A 19,042-nucleotide genomic window follows, 5' to 3' on the forward strand; every position below is an offset into this window, starting at 1 on the left:
CCCCCCCCCCCCCCCCCCCCCCCCCCCCCCCCCCCCCCCCCCCCCCCCCCCCCCCCCCCCCCCCCCCCCCCCCCCCCCCCCCCCCCCCCCCCGCTACTGGACGGCCGTGCCGGACTTGGCCCAGTTGTCGTGCAGCCGGTCGAGGTAGGACTGCGCCTGGGAGCCCACCTTGACCCCGCGGGCGAAGGCCAGCATGTTGCCCGCGCCGGCGTTGTAGCCGAGGGCGAGGAGCTCGTCGTGGTTCAGCGGCGCGCTCGGCCGCGCCGGGAGCTGCCCGGCCAGGTCGTGCAGGTGCCAGGCGGCGGCCTGGACGGCCAGGTCGCGGTCGTCCGGCAGCTCCTCCCACTTGCGGTCGGCGAAGGGGCGGCCGGGTTTGGTGTCGTCGAAGGCGGCGCGGTGCATGTTGGCGATGCCGAACGAGGCTTCGGGCTTGCCGCGCTGCCAGGCCCGTTCGAGCTCCGGGTCGTGCGGCTTGTAGGACTCGTTGTAGAGGATCGCCATCAGCAGCTGCGGGTTGACCCCGGCCTCGGCGGCGTACCGGCGCACCGGGGCCGCGTAGTCGGCGGGGTCGTAGCGGCCGGACGGCTTCGACGGTTTCGACGGCGCGGTCGAGGCGGACTCGGACGGGGAGGACGCGGACGCGGAGGGCGCGGCACCGTCCGGGGAGGGGGTCGCGGACGGGGAGGCGTCGGACGACGCCGTGGTGGGGTGGTCGCCGCCGTGGACGATGCCCCACCCGGCCGCGACGAGTACGCCGACGACCAGCCAGCGTCCCCAGCGCGACCCCTGCTGCCCCTCGCTCATCGCTGCCGACCCCTCCCCGTGCGCCCGTGTCCTTGTTCGACCGTCGTACTGCCGATCGCGCCGGCGACCGTGCCCGGTGGCAGGCTACTCGGCCGGCTTCTGCTCGCCGTCGAGGTTGCGCAGGAAGCCCTTGGCCTTCTCGACGCCGGTGTCGATCTGGCCGCTGTACTTGCCGTCCGTGCGGTCGTCGATCACGTCGCCGACCTTGTCCAGGCCCTGCCCGAGCACGTCGCTGTGCTCGCGGGCGAGGTCGGTGGCCTTGTCCGCGAGGTTCTTCAGACTCTCAAACATGGTGACGCTCTGCTCCTCTGACGCGTTCCTGATGGTGTGCCGACGTGGCGGGGGATCATGACCATCCTAACGACGGCCCACCGGGCGCTCGGCCGCTGCCGAAGGACGGCGGATGACTTTGCTGAAATGGGTTTGTATGCTCCAGCCCAACTTCTACAGAACTGTAGAAGTTGGGAACCGCCACCAGGACGGAACGCGTCCCGGCACGCACGGCGGCGCGCACGCGCCGCGGCAGCCGAAACGAGCGAGGGAAGTGCGCATGGCCGGGCAGCGGGCGAGAACGCCGTACCAGGACGCGGGACCGCGCACCGAGGACCCCGCCCTGCCCGCGCAGCGCTCGCGCGCGGCCGACCGGGCGGAGCCCGCCGCGCCACCCGCCGCCCGCCCGCCACGGACCGCGGCCTCCCGCCGCCGGCCGCAGGCCCGCCGGGGAGGCCGGCTGACGGTGCTGCTCACCGCCGTCGGCCTGCCCGTCCTCGGCGGTGTCGCGGACGAACTCGGCGGCCCCGGCGTCGGCGTGCTCTTCGCGGTCGGTGCGGTCGGCGGGACGGGCGCCGCGGCGGCGCTGTGCAGCCGGGCCGGCCGCTGGTGGGTCGTCACCGCGGCCCCGCTCGTGGTGCTGCTCGGCGCCGCCGGCATCGAGTACCTGGCGAACCGGGACGCGTACCAGGGCAAGCAGCTCGGCACCGGCGCGCTGCGGTGGGTGGTGGGGGCGTTCCCGGTGATGGCGGCGGCGGTGGGGGTCGCGCTGCTGGTCGTCGCGGTCCGCGTCGCGCTCGACCGCCGACGGCCCCGCAGTGCGGGCACCCCGACCGGAAGGAGCCGTCGTGGCTGATCGCGCCGCCCGCCTCCGCCCGCGCGGCCGCGCCCCGCGCCGCGGCACCGCCCCGCTGACCGTCGCCGGGCGCACCCTCGCCTGCACCGTCTCCGTCGCCGTCCTCGGTGCCAGCGGCTTCACCTGGTACGAGTACCGCAGCCTCGACGACGGCATGACCAAGTCCACCGCGCTGAGCGAGGCCAAGAAGAACGCCCCGCCCCACCTCGACAAGTCCGTCAACCTGCTGCTGATCGGCCTCGACAGCCGCAAGGACATGGACGGCAACGACCTGCCCAAGCAGTTCGTCGAGGACGAACTGCACGCCGGGTCGAGCGAGATCGGCGGCTACAACACCAACGCCCTGATCGTCCTGCACATCCCGGCCAACGGCGGCAAGGTCACCGCGCTGTCCGTCCCGCGCGACGACTACGTGCAGACCGCCGGCGCCGACGGCAAGATGCACAAGATCAAGGAGGCCTACGGCATCGCCAAGGTGGCCGCCGAGCAGAAACTCGCCGGCAAGGGGCTCTCCAAGGCCGACCTGGAACGGCAGAGCCGCGAAGCCGGGCGCTCCGCCACCATCCAGACCGTGCAGAGCTTCCTCGACGTCCCGATCGACCACTTCGCCGAGGTCAACCTGATCGGCTTCTACGACATCGCCAAGGCCGTCGAGCCGATCCAGGTCTGCCTCAACCACCCCGTCGACGATCCGATCATCGCCCGTACCGCCGCCCACGAGGGCGGCGGAACCGGCCTCAAGCTCCCCGCCGGCATCAGCTCCCTCAACGCCGCCCAGGCCCTCTCCTTCGTCCGCCAGCGCCACCACCTCGCCAACGGCGACCTCGACCGCACCCACCGGCAGCAGGCGTTCATCTCCTCCGTCGAGTACCGGCTCAAGCAGCAGGGCATCCTTAACGACTTCGGGCAGATGCAGAAGCTGTTCGGGGTGGTGAAGAAGGACGTCGTCATCGACAACGAGTGGAACATCCTTGACTTCGCCCAGCAGGCGCCCAACCTCACCGGCGGGAACGTCGAGTTCAACACCCTGCCGATCACCGGGTTCAAGACCGTCGGCGGCCAGGAGGTCAACACCGTCAACCCGGAGCTGATCAAGAAGATCGTCCGGCAGCTGTTCAACCGCGAGCCGGCCCCCGTCCAGGCCGTCCCCGCGCCCACCGAGACGGCCGCCGAGACCGCCACCCCCTCGCCGTCCGCGGCTTCCCCGACCGTGACCAGGGCCGTCGTGGACGTCAACGCCGTCGCGGGCGCCGGCGCGGCCGCCACCGAGTCCAAGGCCCTCACCGAACTCGGCTACCAGCCGGGGAAGATCGGCGACGCCGCCGCCAGGACCAGGGCCACCACCGTCACCTACGGCAGCGGCGCCAAGGCCGACGCCCAGCAGCTCGCCACCCGCTACGGCGTCACCGCCACCGCAGCCGCCGTCGTCGCCCCCGGCCACATCGTCGTCACCCTCGCCGTCACCCGCACCCCCAGCCCCTCCGCCGCCGCCGCCACCGGGCCGGGCGACGCGACCACCGACCCCGCCGCCGGCCTCCCCATGCAGGGCCCCGCCGTCAAGGCCGGCGGCATCCCCTGCGTGGACTGACGGGCGGCGGCGGGCGCCGCGCGGCCGCACCCACGAGGCGGCGGGCGAACCGGCCCGGCGGCCGAACCGGCCGTCACGGGAGGGGAGTCCGGCCCCGGGCGCGCTGGACGAGCAGGCCGACCAGCCACAGCAGGACCGCCGTGGCGCCCACCGCGGCCAGCACGTAGGTCGCGGGCATGTCGTCGTTGGGGTAGTGGTCACCGGCCACGCGGACGGTGGCCGGGTCGTCCGCCGCCGCCTCCAGGGGGACGGTCATCCCGACGTGCGGCTTCTCGACCCGTTTGAGGCCGAGCGCCGACGTGCGGTAGTCGCGATCCCCCACCCGGTAGGTGACGGTGTAGAGCCAGCCGCCCTTGCGCAGGGCCACGGCGCTGACCGTCCCGTCCACCCGCAGCGGCGCGGCGTCTATCCGGTTCGCGGCCCGCCACTGCGCGGACGCGGCGAACAGGCTCCAGCAGAGCACCAGCAGCGAGACCACCGCGCCCGCCAACGGAAGGGACCACACCCGGCGTAACACTGCCTTCATGGCCGGGACGATACCCGCCTCGTGACGCGCCGTCGGATCAGGGGGAGGAGCGGTTCGGGGGTTTCGTCAATTCTGCTTCCTGGCAAGCCAGTAGAGCAGTGCGGCCAGGTTGGTGGCCGCGCCGAGGAGGCAGACGGCCGTCCAGCCCCAGCGCTCGTAGACGACGGTGGAGCCGATCGCGCCCGCCGCGCAGCCGGCGGAGTAGAGGAGCATGTACCCGGCGGTGAGCCGGCTCTGCGCCTCGGGGCGGACCTGGTACAGCAGGTGCTGGTTGACCACGTGCACGGACTGCAGGCCGTAGTCGATCACCACCATGGCGAGCACCAGCCACCACACCGAGTGCGGCAGCAGGGCCGCCGGGATCCAGGCGGCGAGCATGGCCAACAGGCCGATGCCGGCGGTGCGTTCGGCCCGGCCGCGGTCGGCCTGGCGGCCCGCGTGGCCGGCGCCCAGGGCTCCGGCGGCGCCGGCCAGGCCGAACAGCCCGATCTGGGTGTGACTGAGGCTGAACGGCGGGGCGGCGAGCGGGAGCACCATCGGGGTGAGCAGGACGGTGATGGAGGTGAAGGTGAGCAGCGCGAGGACCGCCCGGGCGCGGAGCACGGGCTCCTCGGCGAAGAGTGTGAACACCGAGCCGATCAGCCGGGGGTAGCTGATCCGTGCGGTCTGCGAGGTCTGCTCGGTCTGCGCCGACGGTCGGTGGCGTTCGGCCGGGAGGACGACCGCGACGGCGAGGGCCATCGCGCCGGTGGCGACGGCGGACACCACGTAGACGGCGCGCCAGCCGGCCAGGTCGCCGATGGTGCCGGCGACGGTGCGGGCGAGCAGGATGCCGACCACGATGCCGCTGGTGACGGTGCCGACCACCCGGCCCCGGTCGGCGGGCGCGGCGAGCGAGGCCGCGTACGCGACGACGACCTGGGCGACCACCGCGAGGACGCCGACGGCAGCCATCGCGGCGAGCATCAGCAACGCGGAGGGGGCGAGCGCGACGGCGGCGAGGGCGAGCACGGAGAGCCCGAGCTGGGCGGTCGTGAGGGTGCGGCGGTTGACGCGGTCGCCGAGCGGGACGAGCAGCAGCAGGCCGAGCGCGTAGCCCGTCTGGGTGAGGGTGCCGACGAGGCCGATGGTGGCCGGGTCGATGCCGTAGTCCGCGGCGATGAGGTCGAGCAGGGGCTGTGAGTAGTAGACGTTGGCGACGGCGAGGCCGCAGGCGACGGAGAGGAGCCAGGCGGCGGCGGGTGGCAGGCCACGTGAGGGTGCTTCGGCGGCGGTGGCGCGGGTGGGCGAGGTCATGGGCGGGTCTTCCTGGTGGCGGGCACGGCCGACTGGTTTCAAAGTGCTACCACGCCACCCTGGCATAATGTGGTTTCAATAAGCAACCGCGCGACTCGCCGATAGGCTGGGCGCCGACCGGTGGAAGGTGGGAGAAGTGCCGAAGCGCACCACGCACGAGGAGTCGACCTGCCCGGTCGCCCGCCCGCTCGACGTCGTCGGCGACGGTTGGACGCTGCTGATCGTCCGCGACGCCTTCGACGGGCTGCGCCGCTTCGGCCAGTTCCAGAAGAACCTGGGCCTCGCCAGGAACATCCTCTCGGCCCGCCTCGCCAACCTGGTCGCCAACGGGGTGTTCGCGCTCGCGCCGGCCGCCGACGGCAGCCCGTACCAGGAGTACGTGCTGACCGAGAAGGGGCGCGCCCTCTTCCCGGTGATCACGGCGCTGCGGCAGTGGGGCGACCAGTGGTTCTTCGCTGAGGGCGAGCCGCGCGCCCGGCTGGTGGAACGCGGGACGGGCGCGCCGATCGAGGCGATGGAGGTCCGTGTGGCCGGCGGCCGGGCGCTGGGGCCCGAGGACGCCGAGGTGCTGCTGCCCTGAGGTGCGCCGCCACCGGCGGCGGATGGGCGGCGGGCGGTGCCGGGGAGTCGGGCGGATCAGCTGGGGGTGGCGCTCCCGGCCGTCGCGGTCTTCGGGGGCTCGGTGGTCGTCGCGGTGGTGCCGTTGGTGGTGTTCGTCGCGGTGGAGCCGGTCGTGCTCTCCGGGGCCTTGGTGCTCGGCGTCTGGGTCGGCGTCTTGGTGGTGGACGACCCCGTGGACGAGCTGGCCGAGGAGCCGGTGGACGCGGACGCGGTGCCGGTCGACCTGGTCGTCCCGGTCGGGGCGCCCGAGGAGGTGGACGACGTTGCCGAGGCGGAGCCCGTCCCGGTCGAGGCGCCCGAGGACGTCGCTCCCGAGGAGGTCGAACCCGAGGTCGTCGCCGAGCCGGACCCGGAGGTCGCCCCGGAGGTCGAGGCGGAGGTCGAGGCGGAGGTCGAGTGCGACGTCGAGGCCGTGCCCGCCGGCGTGGTGGGCGTCATCTTCCCCGGCGGCGGGATGCCGGGCGCCAGCGGCCCCTTGGGCGGTCCGACGTTCCGGTCGACCACGTCGATCCGCCCGGTCAGCCGGGAGAACCAGCCGCCCGTCTCGATGTTCACCAGGATGATCTCGGTCACCGGCTGCGGCGCGGGCACCACGACGACCAGCGTGGTCGGGTGGAAGCCGGCCCATGCCTTCCCGGTGTACTTGGCGTCGCTCACCAGCACCGGCGGCTTCAGCGGGTTGCCGCAGGAGCAGCGCACCCGGGGCACGCCCTGGGCGTCCACCAGGACGGCGGTGCCGGCCTGGAGCGCGGACTGGTACTCGACGACGGCGCCGCTCTTGTAGTTGTGGTTGGTGACCCGGGTGTCCACCCGCAGGTAGGCCGAGGTCAGCGAGCGCAGGTAGGACGGGACGTCGGACTGCTGGACGCCCGCGGCGGAGGCCCAGGCGCGGCCGGCGTCCCCGCTGGAGACCATCCCGATCAGGCGCTCGGTGTCGCAGCTGGGCTTGGTCATCGTCCCGCCGTACAGCCCGGCGGAGCTGCCCTCGACGCTGTGGATCACCGCCGGGGAGGCGGCCGTGGACCGGCCGCCCGGCCCGGACTGCGCTGCCTGGGCGGACTGCGGCGCCTGCCCGGACTGCGGCGCCTGGGCAGGGGCGGGGGCGCTCACCCCCTGGGTTTCCACCGATGGGGTGAACGGGTCCGGCCCCGGGTCGGCCGGGGCCTGGAGGGCCACCTCGTTGGCGGCCGGCAGGGTGTCGTGGTGACCACCACCCTGGCTGTTCACGATCAGCACCGTGGCCACCGCGGCCACCGCCAGCGTGCCGGCGGCCAACGCGAGCCCCCGCCCGGAGCGCCACCACGGCGTGTGCGGCCCCCGACCGTCCCCGGAGGGCGGGCCGGGCGGACCAGGCGGCCCGGACGGGGGGCCGGACGGACCGGACGGGCCGGATGCCCCGGACGGCGGCCCGAACCGGCCGCCGCCCGACGGGGGACCGGCCAGCGGGCCGGACGGGGGGCCGTGGGGCGGTTCGCTCGGCGGGCCGGACGGCGGCGGTTGGGAACTCATCGAGGCTCCGTTTCGCAGGCGGCCGACGGACGCGCCGACCCGGGAAGCTCCTGCCACTGGCCTCCCCCCGGCTCCCCACCTGCCGCAACAGCAGGTGCGGGGGCCGTCGCCGAGCGTGCCCGCCCGCTGTCGGCCACCCTGGAACGCGAAGCCCGACGCACCGAGGAGGCGCCATGCAGCAGCCCACCACCCGGGTCGCGGGCCCGCCCGGCGCCCTGCGCGGCTGGCTGGACGCGCTGGCTGTGGTGCTGGCCGGGTTCGCCGCCATGGCGGCGGTGGCCGCGCTCGGTCTCTGGCTGGCCGGCGCCGACGACCTCCCGGGCGGCGGCTTCCCGGCCGTGCTGGCCGGGGCGGTGGCGCTGGCCGTCGGCGGATCCGTCCAACTCGACGGTGGGGCTGGGCAGTTCGCCGCGGTGGATGCCGGGATCAGCGCCATGCCGCTGTCCGTCTCGCTGGCCGGCGCGGTGGTGATGGCCGAGGTGTTCCTGCGTCAGCTGCGTTTCCGCGCGGTGGCCGGCGGCGGCGAACTGCTCGGCCGGATCGCCCGCACGGTGGTGATCTGGCTGGTCGCCCTCGCGCTGCTCACCCTCGGCGCCCGGCACACCTTCGACGTCCCGCTCGGCGGCGACCTGGCGCAGACCATCGGCGGCGCGCTCGGGCTCACCCCGGAGGTCGGCTTCCACGCGGATGCCCCGAGCACGGTCGGCATCGGGCTGGCCTGGCTGCTCGTCGTCCTCGCGGGCACCTTCGCGGTGTCCCGGCGGGCGCCGCTGCCGCGCGTTCTGCTGCCCTACCAACTGGCCGTCCGCCCGGCCGCGTTCGCGCTCTGGCTGGTCCTGCTGGCGTACCTGGTGATCGGGCTGGCGGCCGGGGTGCTGACCGCGATCGTGCACGGCAACGCCCGGCAGACCCTGGCCGTACTGCTGCTCGCCCTGCCCGACCTGGTCTGGCTGGCCTTCGGCGTCGGGCTCGGCGCGCAGTGGCACGGGCGGCTCAGCGGCGCGCTCGGCCTGCCGGTGCCCAGGCCGCTCGCCGAGGTGCTGCGGGCGCCGGACGGGCAGCAGGCCACCATCAGCCTGGGCACCCTCGCCGACCAGGACGCGCGCAGCTGGTGGCTGCTGCCGCTGGCCGCCGTGCTGCTGCTCGCGGCCGGCTTCCTCGCCGCGTACCGCTCGCCGCGCACCGTCCGGCTCTGGCAGCACGCCGTCCGGTTCGCCCTGGCCGGCGCGGTGGCGGTGCTGCTGGTCGGGCTCTGGACCAGGGCGGACGCCGACTACGGGCTGTCGGTGCTCGGCGTCGGCGTCGGACAGGGCGGCCTCGGCGACCTGATCGGCTCGCTCCTCGGCGGGGCCAACCCGCTGGCCGGCCTCGGTGGCGGCAGCCTCACCCTGCGCCCGGTGCTGTGGACGGCCGTCCCGCTGGCGGCGGGCTGGGGCCTGCTGACCGGCGCGCTGGGCGCCCTGCTGGCCGCCCGCACCGCCCGCCGGGGCGAGGTCTCCAGCGGCGATGTCCCCGGCGGCGAGGTCTCGGGTGGTGAAGTGCCCGGCGGCAAGGAAGTGCCCGGGGCGGGCTGACGGCTGCCGGGCGGCGCGCGCTCAGAACGCCTCGGCGATGAGGATCGCCGCCGCCGGCAGCGCCTGGGCGAGGGCGCCGCGCCAGACCTTCGGCTCCGAGGCGAAGAGGGTGACCCCGCCGGCGACCATGAACGCGGCGACGTAGCTGATCACGGCGCGGCCGGAGGCGGCGTGCCCGGTGTGCAGCAGGACCAGTCCGGCGACCAGGCCGAGCGCCAGGAACAGGTTGTAGAAGCCGACGTTGAAGCGCCACAGTCGGACCTCCGGCGCGTCCGCCGTGCTGCCGGTGAGCAGGAAGCGCACCCGCGGGTGGCCGTACAGGAAGCTCTCCAGCGGCCACGCGAGGAGGTGGACCGCGGCGGCGATCACGGCGAAGACCTGGCTCACGGCGTTCATGGCGGTCGGCTTCCTGGGGTTCGGCTTCCGGGGGGGGCGGTGGACGGTACGGCGCTCACCACGGCGGCGGGTGGACGACCGGGGCGGCCCACGCGGGCGGCTCGGGCACGACGGCCGCCGCGGCGAGGCCGGGGACGACCGCCTGGACGACCCGGGTCGGCGGCCCGTTCCCGCTCCCGCTCCACGCCCTTGGCGCGGCGCCGTGGCCGGGCACGACGGCGGTGGCCGCGCGCAGCTCGGCGACGAACTGCAGGCAGCTGGCGTAGCGGTCCTGGGGGGCCTTGGCGAGCGCCCGGGCGACCACCGCCTCGACGGCGGCGGGCAGGTCGGGGCGGTGGTCGCGCAAGGTGGGCGGCGGGTCGTTGAGGTGCGCCCAGAGCAGCGCCACGTCGCTCTCCCGGCGGAACGGGGGGGAGCCCGCGAGCATCTCGAAGACCACGCAGCCGAGGCCGTACTGGTCGCAGCGCCCGTCCAGCGGCCTGCCGGAGATCTGCTCGGGCGCGGCGTAGTCCAGCGTTCCGACGATCTGGCCGACGCTGGTCAGGCCGCTCAGCGAGAGGGACTTCTTGGTGAGGCCGAAGTCCGCCAGGTACAGGTGCTCGGGGTGCTCGCTGTCCGTCCCGGCGGCGACCAGCACGTTGCCGGGCTTGACGTCCCGGTGGACCAGGTCGTGGTCGTGCGCGGCGTCGAGCGCGGAGGCGATCTGCAGGGCCAGTCGGGCGGTCCGCTCGGCCGAGAACGGGCCTCCCCGGTTCATCAGCCCGCGCAGGTCGCCGCCCTCGACGTGGCGCATCGCGATGAACAGGATGCCGTCGTGCTCGCCGGCCTCGAACACCGGGATGATGTGCGGGTGGTCGATCGCGGCGGCGGCCTCGGACTCGTGCATGAAGCGCTGCCGGAACACCTCGTTGCGGGCCAGTTCGGGGGCGAGCAGTTTGACCGCGACGGTCCGACCGAGCCGCAGGTCCTTGGCCCGGTACACCACGGCCATGCCGCCGCGGCCGATCTCGCGCTCCAGCCGGTAGCCCGCGATCCGGCGCCCGACCATGCCGGCCGGCAGGCCGGGTGCGGACGGCCGGTCGGGGTGGTCCGGCTGGTCGGCATGGCCGGGGCGGTCGGGGCGGTCTCCGGGCACCCGTTCGGCCGGCTGGGCCGCGGGCTGGGCGGCCGGCCGGTCGAGGGGGCGTTCGGGAGGTCGTTCGGCCGGGGTCACGGCGCGCCCGGCCGGGTGGGGGCGTACGGACCGGGCGCGGGCCCCGGCGGGGCGGCGGGGGCGGGCGACGGGGCGGGGGGCGGTGTGGGCGACGGCCCGGGCACCGGCCGGTCGGTGGCCGCGTACGTCTGGAGCTGGAGCCCGTCGCAGTAGCACCAGCGGTCGCGCACCGCGTCGAACACCCAGAGAGCCTCGGCGTCGACGACCAGGCCGATCCGCAGGCCACGGGTCCGCTCCCGAAAGGCCTCCAGGTCCAGGGCGCCCGCCGCGAGGTCCTCCAGCAGGGCGCGGTAGCGGGCCACCGCGGCCTCGGCCTCCACGAGCGCCGGGCGCGGGTCCGCCGTCCGGGTGGGCGGGCCCTCGGCGGTGGGCGGCGGCTCCGGGAGGGCGACCAGCAGGCGGCCGTCGACCCAGGCCGTCCAGCCGTTGGAGCAGAGGATCTGCGCCCAGTCGCCCTGCCGGGCGACCACCCGCACCGGCAGCAGCGCGTCCAGCCGGGTGGCGGGCCGGGCCGGGTCCGGGGCCGCCCAGGTGGCCATCCCGGCCGGTGGGGCGACGTGGGTGGGGCGGAACGCGAACTCGTCCATGGGCGGCTACATTTCCTCCGCCGCGCGAGCCCGCGGCTGCGCGCGGTCATAGCGATGGGACTCGCACCACAGGTCGCTTCCCACTGTACCGGCGCTGGTCGGCCGGGGCCCGGGGCCGCTGTTCGGGACTCAGCGCCGCATGATCGCGGGCTCGTGCCGCCGCAGCAGGGCCAGCACCAGCAGCCCGTACGCGACCGCGAGGCCGGGCAGCACCGCGATGTCGAGCAGCCAGCCGGCGCGCTCGTGGCGGAACATCGGGTCGGCGGTGATCGAGCTCGGGAAGATGCCGTGCAGCTCGACGGTGCGGGCCATCGCGGCCATGTCCCAGCGGGACGGGATCAGCCAGGCGAACTGCTCCAGCCCGGGCACGCCGTGCAGCTTGAGCATCAGGCCGCTGAAGACGATCTGCACCACCGAGAGGAGCACCAGCAGCGGCATGGTGGCCTCCTCCTTGTCCACGATCGCCGAGACCACCAGGCCGAGCATCATCGCCGAGAACGCCAGCAGCGCGACCGCGATGATCAGTTCGGGCAGCTGCGGCATCACCACCCCGGTCGGCACCGCCCAGGAGAGGTCCACCCCGGCCAGGCCGACCACGGTCAGCACGACGGCCTGGGCGGCCGTGACCGTGCCGAGCACCACCACCTTGGAGACCAGGTACGCGGATCTGGACAGTCCGACCACGCGTTCCCGGCGGTAGATCGCCCGCTCCTTGACCACCTCGCGCACCGAGTTGGCGGCGCCGGTCAGCAGGCCGCCGATGCACAGCGTGAGCAGGCAGTTCACGGCGTTGTCCGGGGTGAGCCGGGAGCCGGCCATCACCCGGCACATCAGGCCGATCACGAAGGGCAGCACCACCATGATGGTCAGGAACAGCCGGTCGGCGGCGAGCACCGCGGTGTACCGGCGTACCAGGGTGCCCAGCTGGGAGAACCAGCCCTGCGGCTTCTCCCAGCCGATCGGGTCCCGCCCGGCCACCGGTGCCCGCGCCGGCTCCGCTGCCGGCCCCGCTGCCCCCGGCGCTCCCGGTGCCGCGGCCGGAGTCAGGGACACCGCCTCGGCGGCGACGTACCGCTCGTACTGCGGGGAGGTGCGGAAGCGGCGCTGCCAGGCCTCGTGGTCCTCGTTCTCGAAGGCCTCGAAGGCCTCCGGCCACTCCGCGAAGCCGAAGAACGCCAGTGCCTCGCCCGGCGGGCCGTAGTAGGCCGTCCGGCCGCCGGGGGCGAGCACCAGCAGGCGGTCGCACACGTTCAGGCTCAGCACGCTGTGCGTCACCACGACCACCGTCCGGCCGTCGTCGGCCAGCCCGCGCAGCATGTGCATCACCGAGCGCTCCATGCCCGGATCCAGACCGGAGGTCGGCTCGTCGAGGAACAGCAGCGAGGGCTTGGTGAGCAGCTCCAGCGCGACGCTGACCCGCTTGCGCTGGCCTCCGGAGAGGCTGCCGATCACCTGGTCGGCCCGGCCGGCCAGACCCAGCTCGTGGACCACCTCGACGACCCGGGCCTCCCGCTCGTGCTTCGCGGTGTCGCCGGGGAAGCGCAGCTCGGCGGCGTAGCCGAGCGCGCGGCGGACGGTGAGCTGGGTGTGCAGGATGTCGTCCTGCGGCACCAGGCCGATCCGGCGGCGCAGTTCGGCGTAGTCGCGGTAGAGGTCGCGCCCGTCGTACAGCACGGTGCCCTCGTCGGCGGGGCGCAGCCCGGTGAGTGCGTTGAGCAGGGTGGACTTGCCGGCGCCGCTCGGGCCGGCCACCGCCAGCAGCGCCTTCTCGGCGAGCGGGAAGCTCACGTCGTCCAGCAGCACCCGGTGGTCGGACCCGACCCGGACCACCAGGTGCCGCACGTCCAGGGAGATCTCGCCGGTGTCGGTGTACTCGACCAGGTGGTCGTCGGCGAGGCAGAGCGCGGAGTGGCCGATGCCGACGATGTCGGCCGGGCCGACCGCTGCCCGCTGCACCGGGCGGCCGTTGTGGTAGGTGCCGTTGTGGCTGTCCAGGTCGACGATCTCGTGGCCGCCGCCGGGCAGTTCGCGCAGTTCGGCGTGGTGGCGGGAGACCACGAGGTCGTCCAGGACCAGGTCGTTGTCGTGCGAGCGGCCGATCCGGACCGTGCGGCCGGGCAGCTGGAGCACCGAGCTGGGGCTGCGGAAGGTGCCGGAGGCCTGCGGGGCGAGCAGGGAGGGCCGCTCGCCGGGGTCGGGGCGGGGCAGGCCGGCGAAGGTCGCGGACGGGCCGTCGGCCGGGTCGCCGAAGCGCAGCCGGGTGCCGGGGCCGATGTCCTCGCGCTCGACCCGGCGGCCCTGGTCGTAGGTGCCGTTGGTGCTGCCGGCGTCCTCCAGCAGCCAGTGCCCGTCGGTGGCCCGCAGCACGGCGTGGTGCCAGGAGACCCGGGGGTCGTCCAGGACGACCTCGCTGGTCGGGTCGCGGCCGAGGTGGTAGGCCAGGGCCGGGTCGATCAGCAGCGACCCGGTGTCGGTGACCAGGACGAGGGGCGGCGCGGTGGGTGCGCCCGGGCGCTCTCCCATGCTGGGCATTCTATCGCCGCAGCAGTCCAGCGGCCTTTCCGGATCCCGGGATTGGACTGGACCACTGTGACGGCGCGGCACTATCGTTCGGCGTGCCCGCACGCCACCCGCCGAACAATCGGGGACGGAACGCATGAGTAGTTGGCCGGTGTTGCGAAGATCCCGGACTGTCAGGGCCGGCCGTGCCCCCGGAACGGTGCTGCACTGCGGCCTGATGGACACCATGCTGGCGGACCTCGCCGTCTCGGTCGTGCTCTACTTCGACCAGGCGCTGGACGAGGACCGGCTGGCCGCCGGACTGGCCCGCGCGCTCGACCGGGTGCCGGTGTTCGCCGGGCGGCTGCGCACCGGCGGGGGAGGCGCCCTCGAAGCGGTCTGCGACGACTCCGGCGTCCCGCTGGACGTCTACACCGTGGACGGCACGCTCGCCGAGGCGATGGGCCGGGTGACGGCCGCCGGCTCCGAACTGGTCGATCCGGTGGACGCCCCGGCCGCGCGCGGCGGCGGCGTACCGCTGCTCACCGTCCGGGTCACCCGCACCGGAGACGGCGGGACGGTGTTGGGCTGCTCCTGGCACCACGCGATCGGCGATCTGCACAGCTTCATGCTGCTGCTGCGGATCTGGTCGGCGGCGGTCGAGGACGAGGAGCTGCCGGAGGCCGAACTGGTCGAGGATCAGGACGAGTTGCTGGACCGGGTGCTCCCCGCCGAGGACTGCGGACGGCCCGGCTTCCGGGTGCCCTCGACGGCGCAGGCGCAGCTGCTGGCCCGCGAGGTGGCGGTCGGTCCGCGGGCCAACCGGACCGTCCAGATCTACTTCGGGGACGCCGAAGTCGAGCGGATGCGCGCGGAGTTCAGCGAGACGGCCGGCCGACGGCTCTCCTCCGGTGACGTGCTATGCGCCCATGTCGTCAGCACCATAAGGGAGTTGGATGGCGACGAGGCGGAGCGCTGGCTGACCGTACCGGTCAACGCCCGGCGCTGGCTCGGACTTTCACCCGCCCTGGTGGGCAACCTGCTGGGCGACGTCCACGTGTCGCACCGGCCCGAGGACGGCCCGGCGGCGCTCGCGGGCGCGCTGCGGGCGGCGGTCGAGGAGTTCCCGGCCGCCCACCTCAACCTGCGTTCCAATCTCGGCTTCCTGGCCTCGCTCGGCCGCTCCCGGTTGCGGGACTGCGTGCCGCTGGGCTTCGACCCGCAGGAGCGCCGGTTCAGCTTCTCGAACTGGAGCCGGTTCGGGGCCTATCGGGTGAGCTTCCAGGGGCACCGGCCGGTGTTCTTCAGTCCGGCCGCCAACTATCCGCTTCCCTGGGTGAGTTGGACGGTCGAGGGGTTCGGCGGCACCGGATGCCTGACCACCGTGGTGCTGCCGGCCCGGCTCGCCGCCCGGGTGCGGGGGGCGGAGGGCCGGGCCGCGCTGCACCGCTTCCGGAGGGCGGCGGACGAACTGCCCGCGTCGGCCGCCGCCGTCCCGAAGGTGATCTGAGCCGTACCGCACGTGGCGTGAGTCGTACCGCGACGCGCGGGGTGAGCCGCGCCTGAGCCGCGCCTGGGCCGCGCTACGCGAAGGCGGCCTCGATCGCCGTCCACAGCTGCACCCGGGCGCGCAGCGCGGTGCGGACGGTCTCGGCGCACTCGTCCCACTTGGCCTGGTCGTCGCCGCACAGGTCGATCAGCATCTGCATCGCCATCGGGGTGTGCTGCTCGCCGTCGACCTCGATGTGCCGGGCCAGGTAGTCCTTGAAGACGGTGAGCACGCCGTCCGGGTCGTCGATGCCGACCACCTGCGCGAACATGTCCGGGATCAGGTCCTCGCGGCCGAAGGCGAAGGCGGCGGCCCGGCAGTGCACCGGCGCGTTCTCGATGATCGACCAGGTGGTGCCGGTGAAGTCGACGGCGGCCTGCGGCACCGCGGCGGCCTTCAGCGCCTGCGGGACGGCGGTGCCGGTGCCCAGCAGCCCCAGGAACTCCTCCACCGGGCCCGGGTCGGCGCCGGCCTGCCGCATGCCCTCGACGTACAGCTCGAAGTGGCTGGTGTAGCCCTCCCCGAGTTCGTCGCTCTCCTCGACCAGCACGATCTCGTTGATCAGCCGGCGGCTGGCGGTCGGCCCGCTCGGGACCCACGGGACCTCGACGCTGGTGAGGTCGCGTTGCAGGCTCTTCAGCAGCGACATGAAGTCCCAGACCGCGAAGACGTGGCTGTCCAGGAAGGTGCGGACGCGCCCGATGCTGGTCAGCCCGCCGTAGACGCTGTGGCCGACCACCTCGCGGCGCAGCGGGTCGATGGCCTGCTGGAGGCTGGTCAGGCCGGGGTGCGAACGGTCCCAGTGGTAGCGGTTGGTGGACAAGGCGGCTCCTTCTGCTCAGGGGTGCTTGAGGACGGCGTGCAGGGCATGGCGCAGTTGCTCGCGGCCGGGCTGGAGGGCGCGGTCGAGGGCGGGGGCGAACGGCAGGACGGCGCCGTCGGGGCGGGTGACCCGGCGGGGCGGGGCGATCAGGCGCATCTCCTCGGAGGCGGTGGCCAGCACCTCCGCGGCGAAGCCGCAGCTGCGGTTGGAGTCGTCGAAGACGACCAGCCGGCCGGTGCGTTCCAGCGAGGCTGCGAGCGCGGCCCAATCTAGGGGGTACAGCGTGCGGGGGTCGAGGACTTCGACCGAGATGTCCTCGGCGACCTCGTCCGCCACGGCGAGCGCGTCGTGCACCAGGTGTCCGACGGCGACCACGGTGACGTCGGTGCCGGGGCGGTGGATCCGGGCCCGGCCGAGCGGGATCGGCGCGAGGTCCCAGGTGACGGTCTCGCGCACCGGGAGGGCGGCGGCGGGCGCGAACACCACGACCGGGTCCGGGTCGCGGATCGCCGAGCGCAGCAGCCCGTAGGCGTCGGTCGGGGTGGCGGGCACCACGGTCTTCACCCCGGCGTGCGCGAACAGGCTGTACGGGTGGTCGGAGTGCTGCCCGGCCCAGCCGTCCCGGGAGCCCGATCCGGGCACCAGGCAGGTCAGCGGGACGCTCGCCTGCCCGCCGGTCATCAGCGAGAACTTGTGTGCCTGGTTGACGAGTTGCTCGAAGACCAGGAACAGCAGCGAGGGGATCTGGAACTCCAGCACCGGGCGCCGCCCGGTGAGCGCCGCGCCGATCGCCATGGCGGTGAAGGCCTGCTCGGACAGCGGGGTGTCGACGATCCGCTCGGGCCCGAAGCGGTCCAGCAGGCCGAGCGTCGGGCCGGCCATCCCGGCGCCGATGTCCTCGCCGAAGACGCAGACCGCCGGGTCGTCGGCGAGTTCGTCGGCGATCGCCCGGTTGAGGGCCTTGGTGTACGAGAGCCTGGTCATGCCACCGCCCCGGCCCGGGGCCGCAGGCCGTCGGCGTACAGGTGGTCCAACGCGCCGGCCGGGTCGGGGTGTTCGGAGGCGAGGGCGAACTCCTCGGCGGCGGCGAGCTGGCGGGCCACCGCGTCGTCGAGTTCGGCGACGGCGGGCTGCTCCAGCTGGGCGGCGGCCCGGGGGAGCGGGTCGCGGGCGCGCCAGGCCTCGACCTCCTCGGGGGTGCGGTAGTGCAGCTTCATCCGGCGTTCCATGGTGTGGTGGCCCTCGTAGCGGTAGGTGCGGCATTCCAGGAAGCCGGGGCCGCCGCCGGACCGGGCCCGCTCCACCGCGCGCAGGGCGGCGGCGCGGACGGCCTCGGTGTCCATGCCGTCCACCTCCTCGGCGGGGATGCCGAAGGCGGCGGCCCGCCCGGTCGCGCTGCCCGCGACCGCGGTGGCGGCGGGCAGGGTGGTGGCGTAGCCGTTGTTCTCGCAGACGAACACCACCGGCAGGCGCCACATCGCGGCGAGGTTGAACGACTCCAGCAGCACGCCCTGGTTGAGCGCGCCGTCGCCGAAGAAGGCCACGGCCACCCGGCCGTCCCCGGCCTGGCGGGCGGTCCAGGCGGCGCCGACCGCGATCGGGGCGCCGGCGCCGACGATGCCGTTGGCGCCGAGGATGCCGAGCGAGAGGTCGGCGGCGTGCATCGAGCCGCCCCGGCCGCCGTTCAACCCGTCGACGCGGCCCGCGAGTTCGGCGAGCAGCCGGTGCGGTGCGGCGCCCCGGGCGAGCACGTGGCCGTGGCCGCGGTGGGTGCTGGTGAGCCGGTCGGCGGGGCCGAGCGCCGAGCAGACGCCGACCGCGACGGCCTCCTGCCCGATGTACGGGTGGATGCCGCCGGGGATCGCGCCGGCCTTCACCAGGCCGAGCGCCAGCTCCTCGAAGCCGCGGATCAGCCGCAGCATCCGGTAGCGCTCGGCCGGCGTGTCCAGCGGCGCGCTGCCGGGGGCCGCGGTGCCGGGGGGCAGGGTCGCCGGGGGAGCCGTCACCGGGCCCCCCGCCAGATGGTCGGGCAGAACTGCGGGTCCGCGTAGTCGGGCCGGCCGTCGGCGGTGCGGCGCACCAGCACGTCGTGGTTGTACACCACCGGGCCGCCGTCCGCCCGGGTGTGGCGGCGGTACTCGTTGGCGCCGTCCTGGAGGTGCAGCGAGACGGCCCGGCGGGGGAAGGAGGCCAGGTTGGGGCCGCTGCCGTGGTAGGTGCGGCAGTGGTGGAAGGACATGTGGCCGCGCGGGATGTGCATCGGGACGGTGCGCACCTGCTGCCCGTTGTGGGCGGCGTTGGCGGCCAGGATGTCGTCGAGTTGGGTGCGGTCGCGGTCGGCGAAGTGGCGGGTGGAGTCCTCGCCGGAGTCCAGCTCCCGCCAGCGGTGGCTGCCGTCCACCATGGTGATGGTGCCGTTCTCCTCGCGGCAGTCGTGGAACGGGATGAACGCGGTGAGCATCTCCTCCGAGGTGGAGGTCTGCCAGTAGTGCTTGTCGAAGTGCCAGGGCACCTGGTTGCTCGGCTCCCCGGGCACCGGCGGCTTGTAGATCAGGGTCGCCTGGAACACCCGGATCTCCTCGGCGCCGGCCAGCAGGGCGGCCACCGCGCCGATCAGCGGCTTGCGCAGGATCGCGCCGATGGCGTCGCTCTCGTAGTGCACGTAGTCGTTGTGCCGCTGGATCGGGCCCTGCGAGGGATCCCAGGCGGCCAGGCGCGGTGGGCGGGCGGGCAGTTCGCGGTCGCGGTGGCCGCCGTAGTAGAGCTCGGTGGCGGCCTGGAGGGTGTCCAGTTCCTCGTCGCTGAACAGCTTCCGGGACAGGTACCAGCCGTGCTCGCGGTAGTGGGCCACCTCCTCGGGCGTGGGCAGCAGGGCGTGTTCGGCCTCGCTGAGGCGGAACTCGACGGCGGTGGTCATGGGGTGTGCCCCTT

The 19,042-nt window shown here is 74.5% G+C and carries 18 protein-coding genes; 5 read left to right on the forward strand and 13 right to left on the reverse strand.

The annotated features are described in order from the left end of the window. Nucleotides 1-93 precede the first annotated feature (93 nt). On the reverse strand, nt 94-804 hold the full coding sequence (locus AC07BF_RS18715) for a lytic transglycosylase domain-containing protein (RefSeq protein WP_363632622.1): 711 nt from the start codon (nt 802-804) through the stop codon (nt 94-96). Between the two features lie 84 nt (nt 805-888). Then, a complete protein-coding gene (locus tag AC07BF_RS18720; protein ID WP_280680643.1) occupies nt 889-1,095 on the reverse strand; it encodes an antitoxin in 207 nt (68 codons plus the stop codon). 259 nt (nt 1,096-1,354) lie between these two features. Between AC07BF_RS18720 and AC07BF_RS18725 the strand changes: the two genes are divergently transcribed. Then, nucleotides 1,355-1,930, forward strand: coding sequence for a DUF6542 domain-containing protein (locus AC07BF_RS18725; RefSeq protein ID WP_363582498.1), 576 nt, complete (start codon nt 1,355-1,357; stop codon nt 1,928-1,930). Beyond that, nucleotides 1,923-3,518: an LCP family protein gene (locus AC07BF_RS18730; protein ID WP_478333607.1), complete on the forward strand. Its 1,596-nt coding sequence runs from the start codon at nt 1,923-1,925 to the stop codon at nt 3,516-3,518. The genes AC07BF_RS18725 and AC07BF_RS18730 overlap by 8 nt, the downstream gene beginning before the upstream one ends. Before the next feature lie 73 nt (nt 3,519-3,591). Here AC07BF_RS18730 and AC07BF_RS18735 read toward each other — a convergent pair whose 3' ends face one another. Beyond that, nucleotides 3,592-4,044 carry a hypothetical protein gene (locus AC07BF_RS18735; RefSeq protein ID WP_478333608.1) on the reverse strand — a complete coding sequence of 151 codons (453 nt, stop codon included), beginning with the start codon at nt 4,042-4,044 and terminating at the stop codon, nt 3,592-3,594. A gap of 66 nt (nt 4,045-4,110) precedes the next feature. After that, on the reverse strand, nt 4,111-5,340 hold the full coding sequence (locus AC07BF_RS18740; RefSeq protein WP_478333609.1) for an MFS transporter: 1,230 nt from the start codon (nt 5,338-5,340) through the stop codon (nt 4,111-4,113). 136 nt (nt 5,341-5,476) lie between these two features. Between AC07BF_RS18740 and AC07BF_RS18745 the strand changes: the two genes are divergently transcribed. Continuing rightward, nucleotides 5,477-5,920 carry a winged helix-turn-helix transcriptional regulator gene (locus AC07BF_RS18745; RefSeq protein ID WP_400984987.1) on the forward strand — a complete coding sequence of 148 codons (444 nt, stop codon included), beginning with the start codon at nt 5,477-5,479 and terminating at the stop codon, nt 5,918-5,920. 56 nt (nt 5,921-5,976) lie between these two features. On the opposite strand, the gene AC07BF_RS18750 is transcribed toward AC07BF_RS18745, so the two are convergent. Next, nucleotides 5,977-7,236, reverse strand: coding sequence for a DUF6777 domain-containing protein (locus tag AC07BF_RS18750; protein WP_478333610.1), 1,260 nt, complete (start codon nt 7,234-7,236; stop codon nt 5,977-5,979). Between the two features lie 407 nt (nt 7,237-7,643). Between AC07BF_RS18750 and AC07BF_RS18755 the strand changes: the two genes are divergently transcribed. Further along, nucleotides 7,644-9,044 (forward strand): streptophobe family protein, encoded by a 1,401-nt coding sequence (locus AC07BF_RS18755; RefSeq protein ID WP_478333611.1) that lies wholly within the window; start codon nt 7,644-7,646, stop codon nt 9,042-9,044. A gap of 21 nt (nt 9,045-9,065) precedes the next feature. Here AC07BF_RS18755 and AC07BF_RS18760 read toward each other — a convergent pair whose 3' ends face one another. The 4 genes from AC07BF_RS18760 to AC07BF_RS18775 all read right to left on the reverse strand — a co-directional run bounded on the left by AC07BF_RS18760 (nt 9,066) and on the right by AC07BF_RS18775 (nt 13,763). After that, nucleotides 9,066-9,440 carry a DUF1304 family protein gene (locus tag AC07BF_RS18760; RefSeq protein WP_363617229.1) on the reverse strand — a complete coding sequence of 125 codons (375 nt, stop codon included), beginning with the start codon at nt 9,438-9,440 and terminating at the stop codon, nt 9,066-9,068. A 55-nt stretch (nt 9,441-9,495) separates the two neighbouring features. After that, on the reverse strand, nt 9,496-10,488 hold the full coding sequence (locus tag AC07BF_RS18765; RefSeq protein WP_478317981.1) for a serine/threonine-protein kinase: 993 nt from the start codon (nt 10,486-10,488) through the stop codon (nt 9,496-9,498). A 161-nt stretch (nt 10,489-10,649) separates the two neighbouring features. Next, a complete protein-coding gene (locus AC07BF_RS18770) occupies nt 10,650-11,240 on the reverse strand; it encodes a hypothetical protein (RefSeq protein WP_478333612.1) in 591 nt (196 codons plus the stop codon). A 129-nt stretch (nt 11,241-11,369) separates the two neighbouring features. After that, nucleotides 11,370-13,763 carry an ABC transporter ATP-binding protein/permease gene (locus AC07BF_RS18775; protein ID WP_478333613.1) on the reverse strand — a complete coding sequence of 798 codons (2,394 nt, stop codon included), beginning with the start codon at nt 13,761-13,763 and terminating at the stop codon, nt 11,370-11,372. A 214-nt stretch (nt 13,764-13,977) separates the two neighbouring features. On the opposite strand from AC07BF_RS18775, the gene AC07BF_RS18780 reads away from it, so the two are divergent. Next, nucleotides 13,978-15,249 carry an acyltransferase gene (locus AC07BF_RS18780; protein ID WP_478333614.1) on the forward strand — a complete coding sequence of 424 codons (1,272 nt, stop codon included), beginning with the start codon at nt 13,978-13,980 and terminating at the stop codon, nt 15,247-15,249. 73 nt (nt 15,250-15,322) lie between these two features. On the opposite strand, the gene AC07BF_RS18785 is transcribed toward AC07BF_RS18780, so the two are convergent. Genes AC07BF_RS18785 through AC07BF_RS18800 form a run of 4 tightly spaced genes read right to left on the reverse strand, consistent with a single transcriptional unit; the run spans nt 15,323 to nt 19,028 of the window. Next, nucleotides 15,323-16,111, reverse strand: coding sequence for a DUF3050 domain-containing protein (locus AC07BF_RS18785; RefSeq protein ID WP_363632634.1), 789 nt, complete (start codon nt 16,109-16,111; stop codon nt 15,323-15,325). A 15-nt stretch (nt 16,112-16,126) separates the two neighbouring features. Continuing rightward, complete coding sequence (locus AC07BF_RS18790; protein ID WP_363582520.1) at nt 16,127-17,095, reverse strand: alpha-ketoacid dehydrogenase subunit beta; 969 nt, start codon at nt 17,093-17,095, stop codon at nt 16,127-16,129. Next, a complete protein-coding gene (locus tag AC07BF_RS18795) occupies nt 17,092-18,117 on the reverse strand; it encodes a thiamine pyrophosphate-dependent dehydrogenase E1 component subunit alpha (RefSeq protein ID WP_478333615.1) in 1,026 nt (341 codons plus the stop codon). The genes AC07BF_RS18790 and AC07BF_RS18795 overlap by 4 nt, the downstream gene beginning before the upstream one ends. Beyond that, nucleotides 18,114-19,028 (reverse strand): phytanoyl-CoA dioxygenase family protein, encoded by a 915-nt coding sequence (locus tag AC07BF_RS18800; RefSeq protein WP_363582524.1) that lies wholly within the window; start codon nt 19,026-19,028, stop codon nt 18,114-18,116. Before AC07BF_RS18800 ends, AC07BF_RS18795 begins: the two co-directional genes overlap by 4 nt. Between the last annotated feature and the right edge of the window lie 14 nt (nt 19,029-19,042).

The organism is Kitasatospora sp. NPDC043950 (genome assembly GCF_056435345.1).

Bases quoted from the DNA above. Each gene is read 5' to 3' on its own strand.
- AC07BF_RS18735 (WP_478333608.1), bottom strand. From the start codon at position 4,044: ATGAAGGCAGTGTTACGCCGGGTGTGGTCCCTTCCGTTGGCGGGCGCG.
- AC07BF_RS18725 (WP_363582498.1), top strand. From the start codon at position 1,355: ATGGCCGGGCAGCGGGCGAGAACGCCGTACCAGGACGCGGGACCGCGC.
- AC07BF_RS18780 (WP_478333614.1), top strand. From the start codon at position 13,978: ATGGACACCATGCTGGCGGACCTCGCCGTCTCGGTCGTGCTCTACTTC.
- AC07BF_RS18720 (WP_280680643.1), bottom strand. From the start codon at position 1,095: ATGTTTGAGAGTCTGAAGAACCTCGCGGACAAGGCCACCGACCTCGCC.
- AC07BF_RS18790 (WP_363582520.1), bottom strand. From the start codon at position 17,095: ATGACCAGGCTCTCGTACACCAAGGCCCTCAACCGGGCGATCGCCGAC.
- AC07BF_RS18740 (WP_478333609.1), bottom strand. From the start codon at position 5,340: ATGACCTCGCCCACCCGCGCCACCGCCGCCGAAGCACCCTCACGTGGC.
- AC07BF_RS18760 (WP_363617229.1), bottom strand. From the start codon at position 9,440: ATGAACGCCGTGAGCCAGGTCTTCGCCGTGATCGCCGCCGCGGTCCAC.
- AC07BF_RS18755 (WP_478333611.1), top strand. From the start codon at position 7,644: ATGCAGCAGCCCACCACCCGGGTCGCGGGCCCGCCCGGCGCCCTGCGC.
- AC07BF_RS18800 (WP_363582524.1), bottom strand. From the start codon at position 19,028: ATGACCACCGCCGTCGAGTTCCGCCTCAGCGAGGCCGAACACGCCCTG.
- AC07BF_RS18765 (WP_478317981.1), bottom strand. From the start codon at position 10,488: ATGGTCGGGCGCCGGATCGCGGGCTACCGGCTGGAGCGCGAGATCGGC.
- AC07BF_RS18775 (WP_478333613.1), bottom strand. From the start codon at position 13,763: ATGGGAGAGCGCCCGGGCGCACCCACCGCGCCGCCCCTCGTCCTGGTC.
- AC07BF_RS18715 (WP_363632622.1), bottom strand. From the start codon at position 804: ATGAGCGAGGGGCAGCAGGGGTCGCGCTGGGGACGCTGGCTGGTCGTC.
- AC07BF_RS18770 (WP_478333612.1), bottom strand. From the start codon at position 11,240: ATGGACGAGTTCGCGTTCCGCCCCACCCACGTCGCCCCACCGGCCGGG.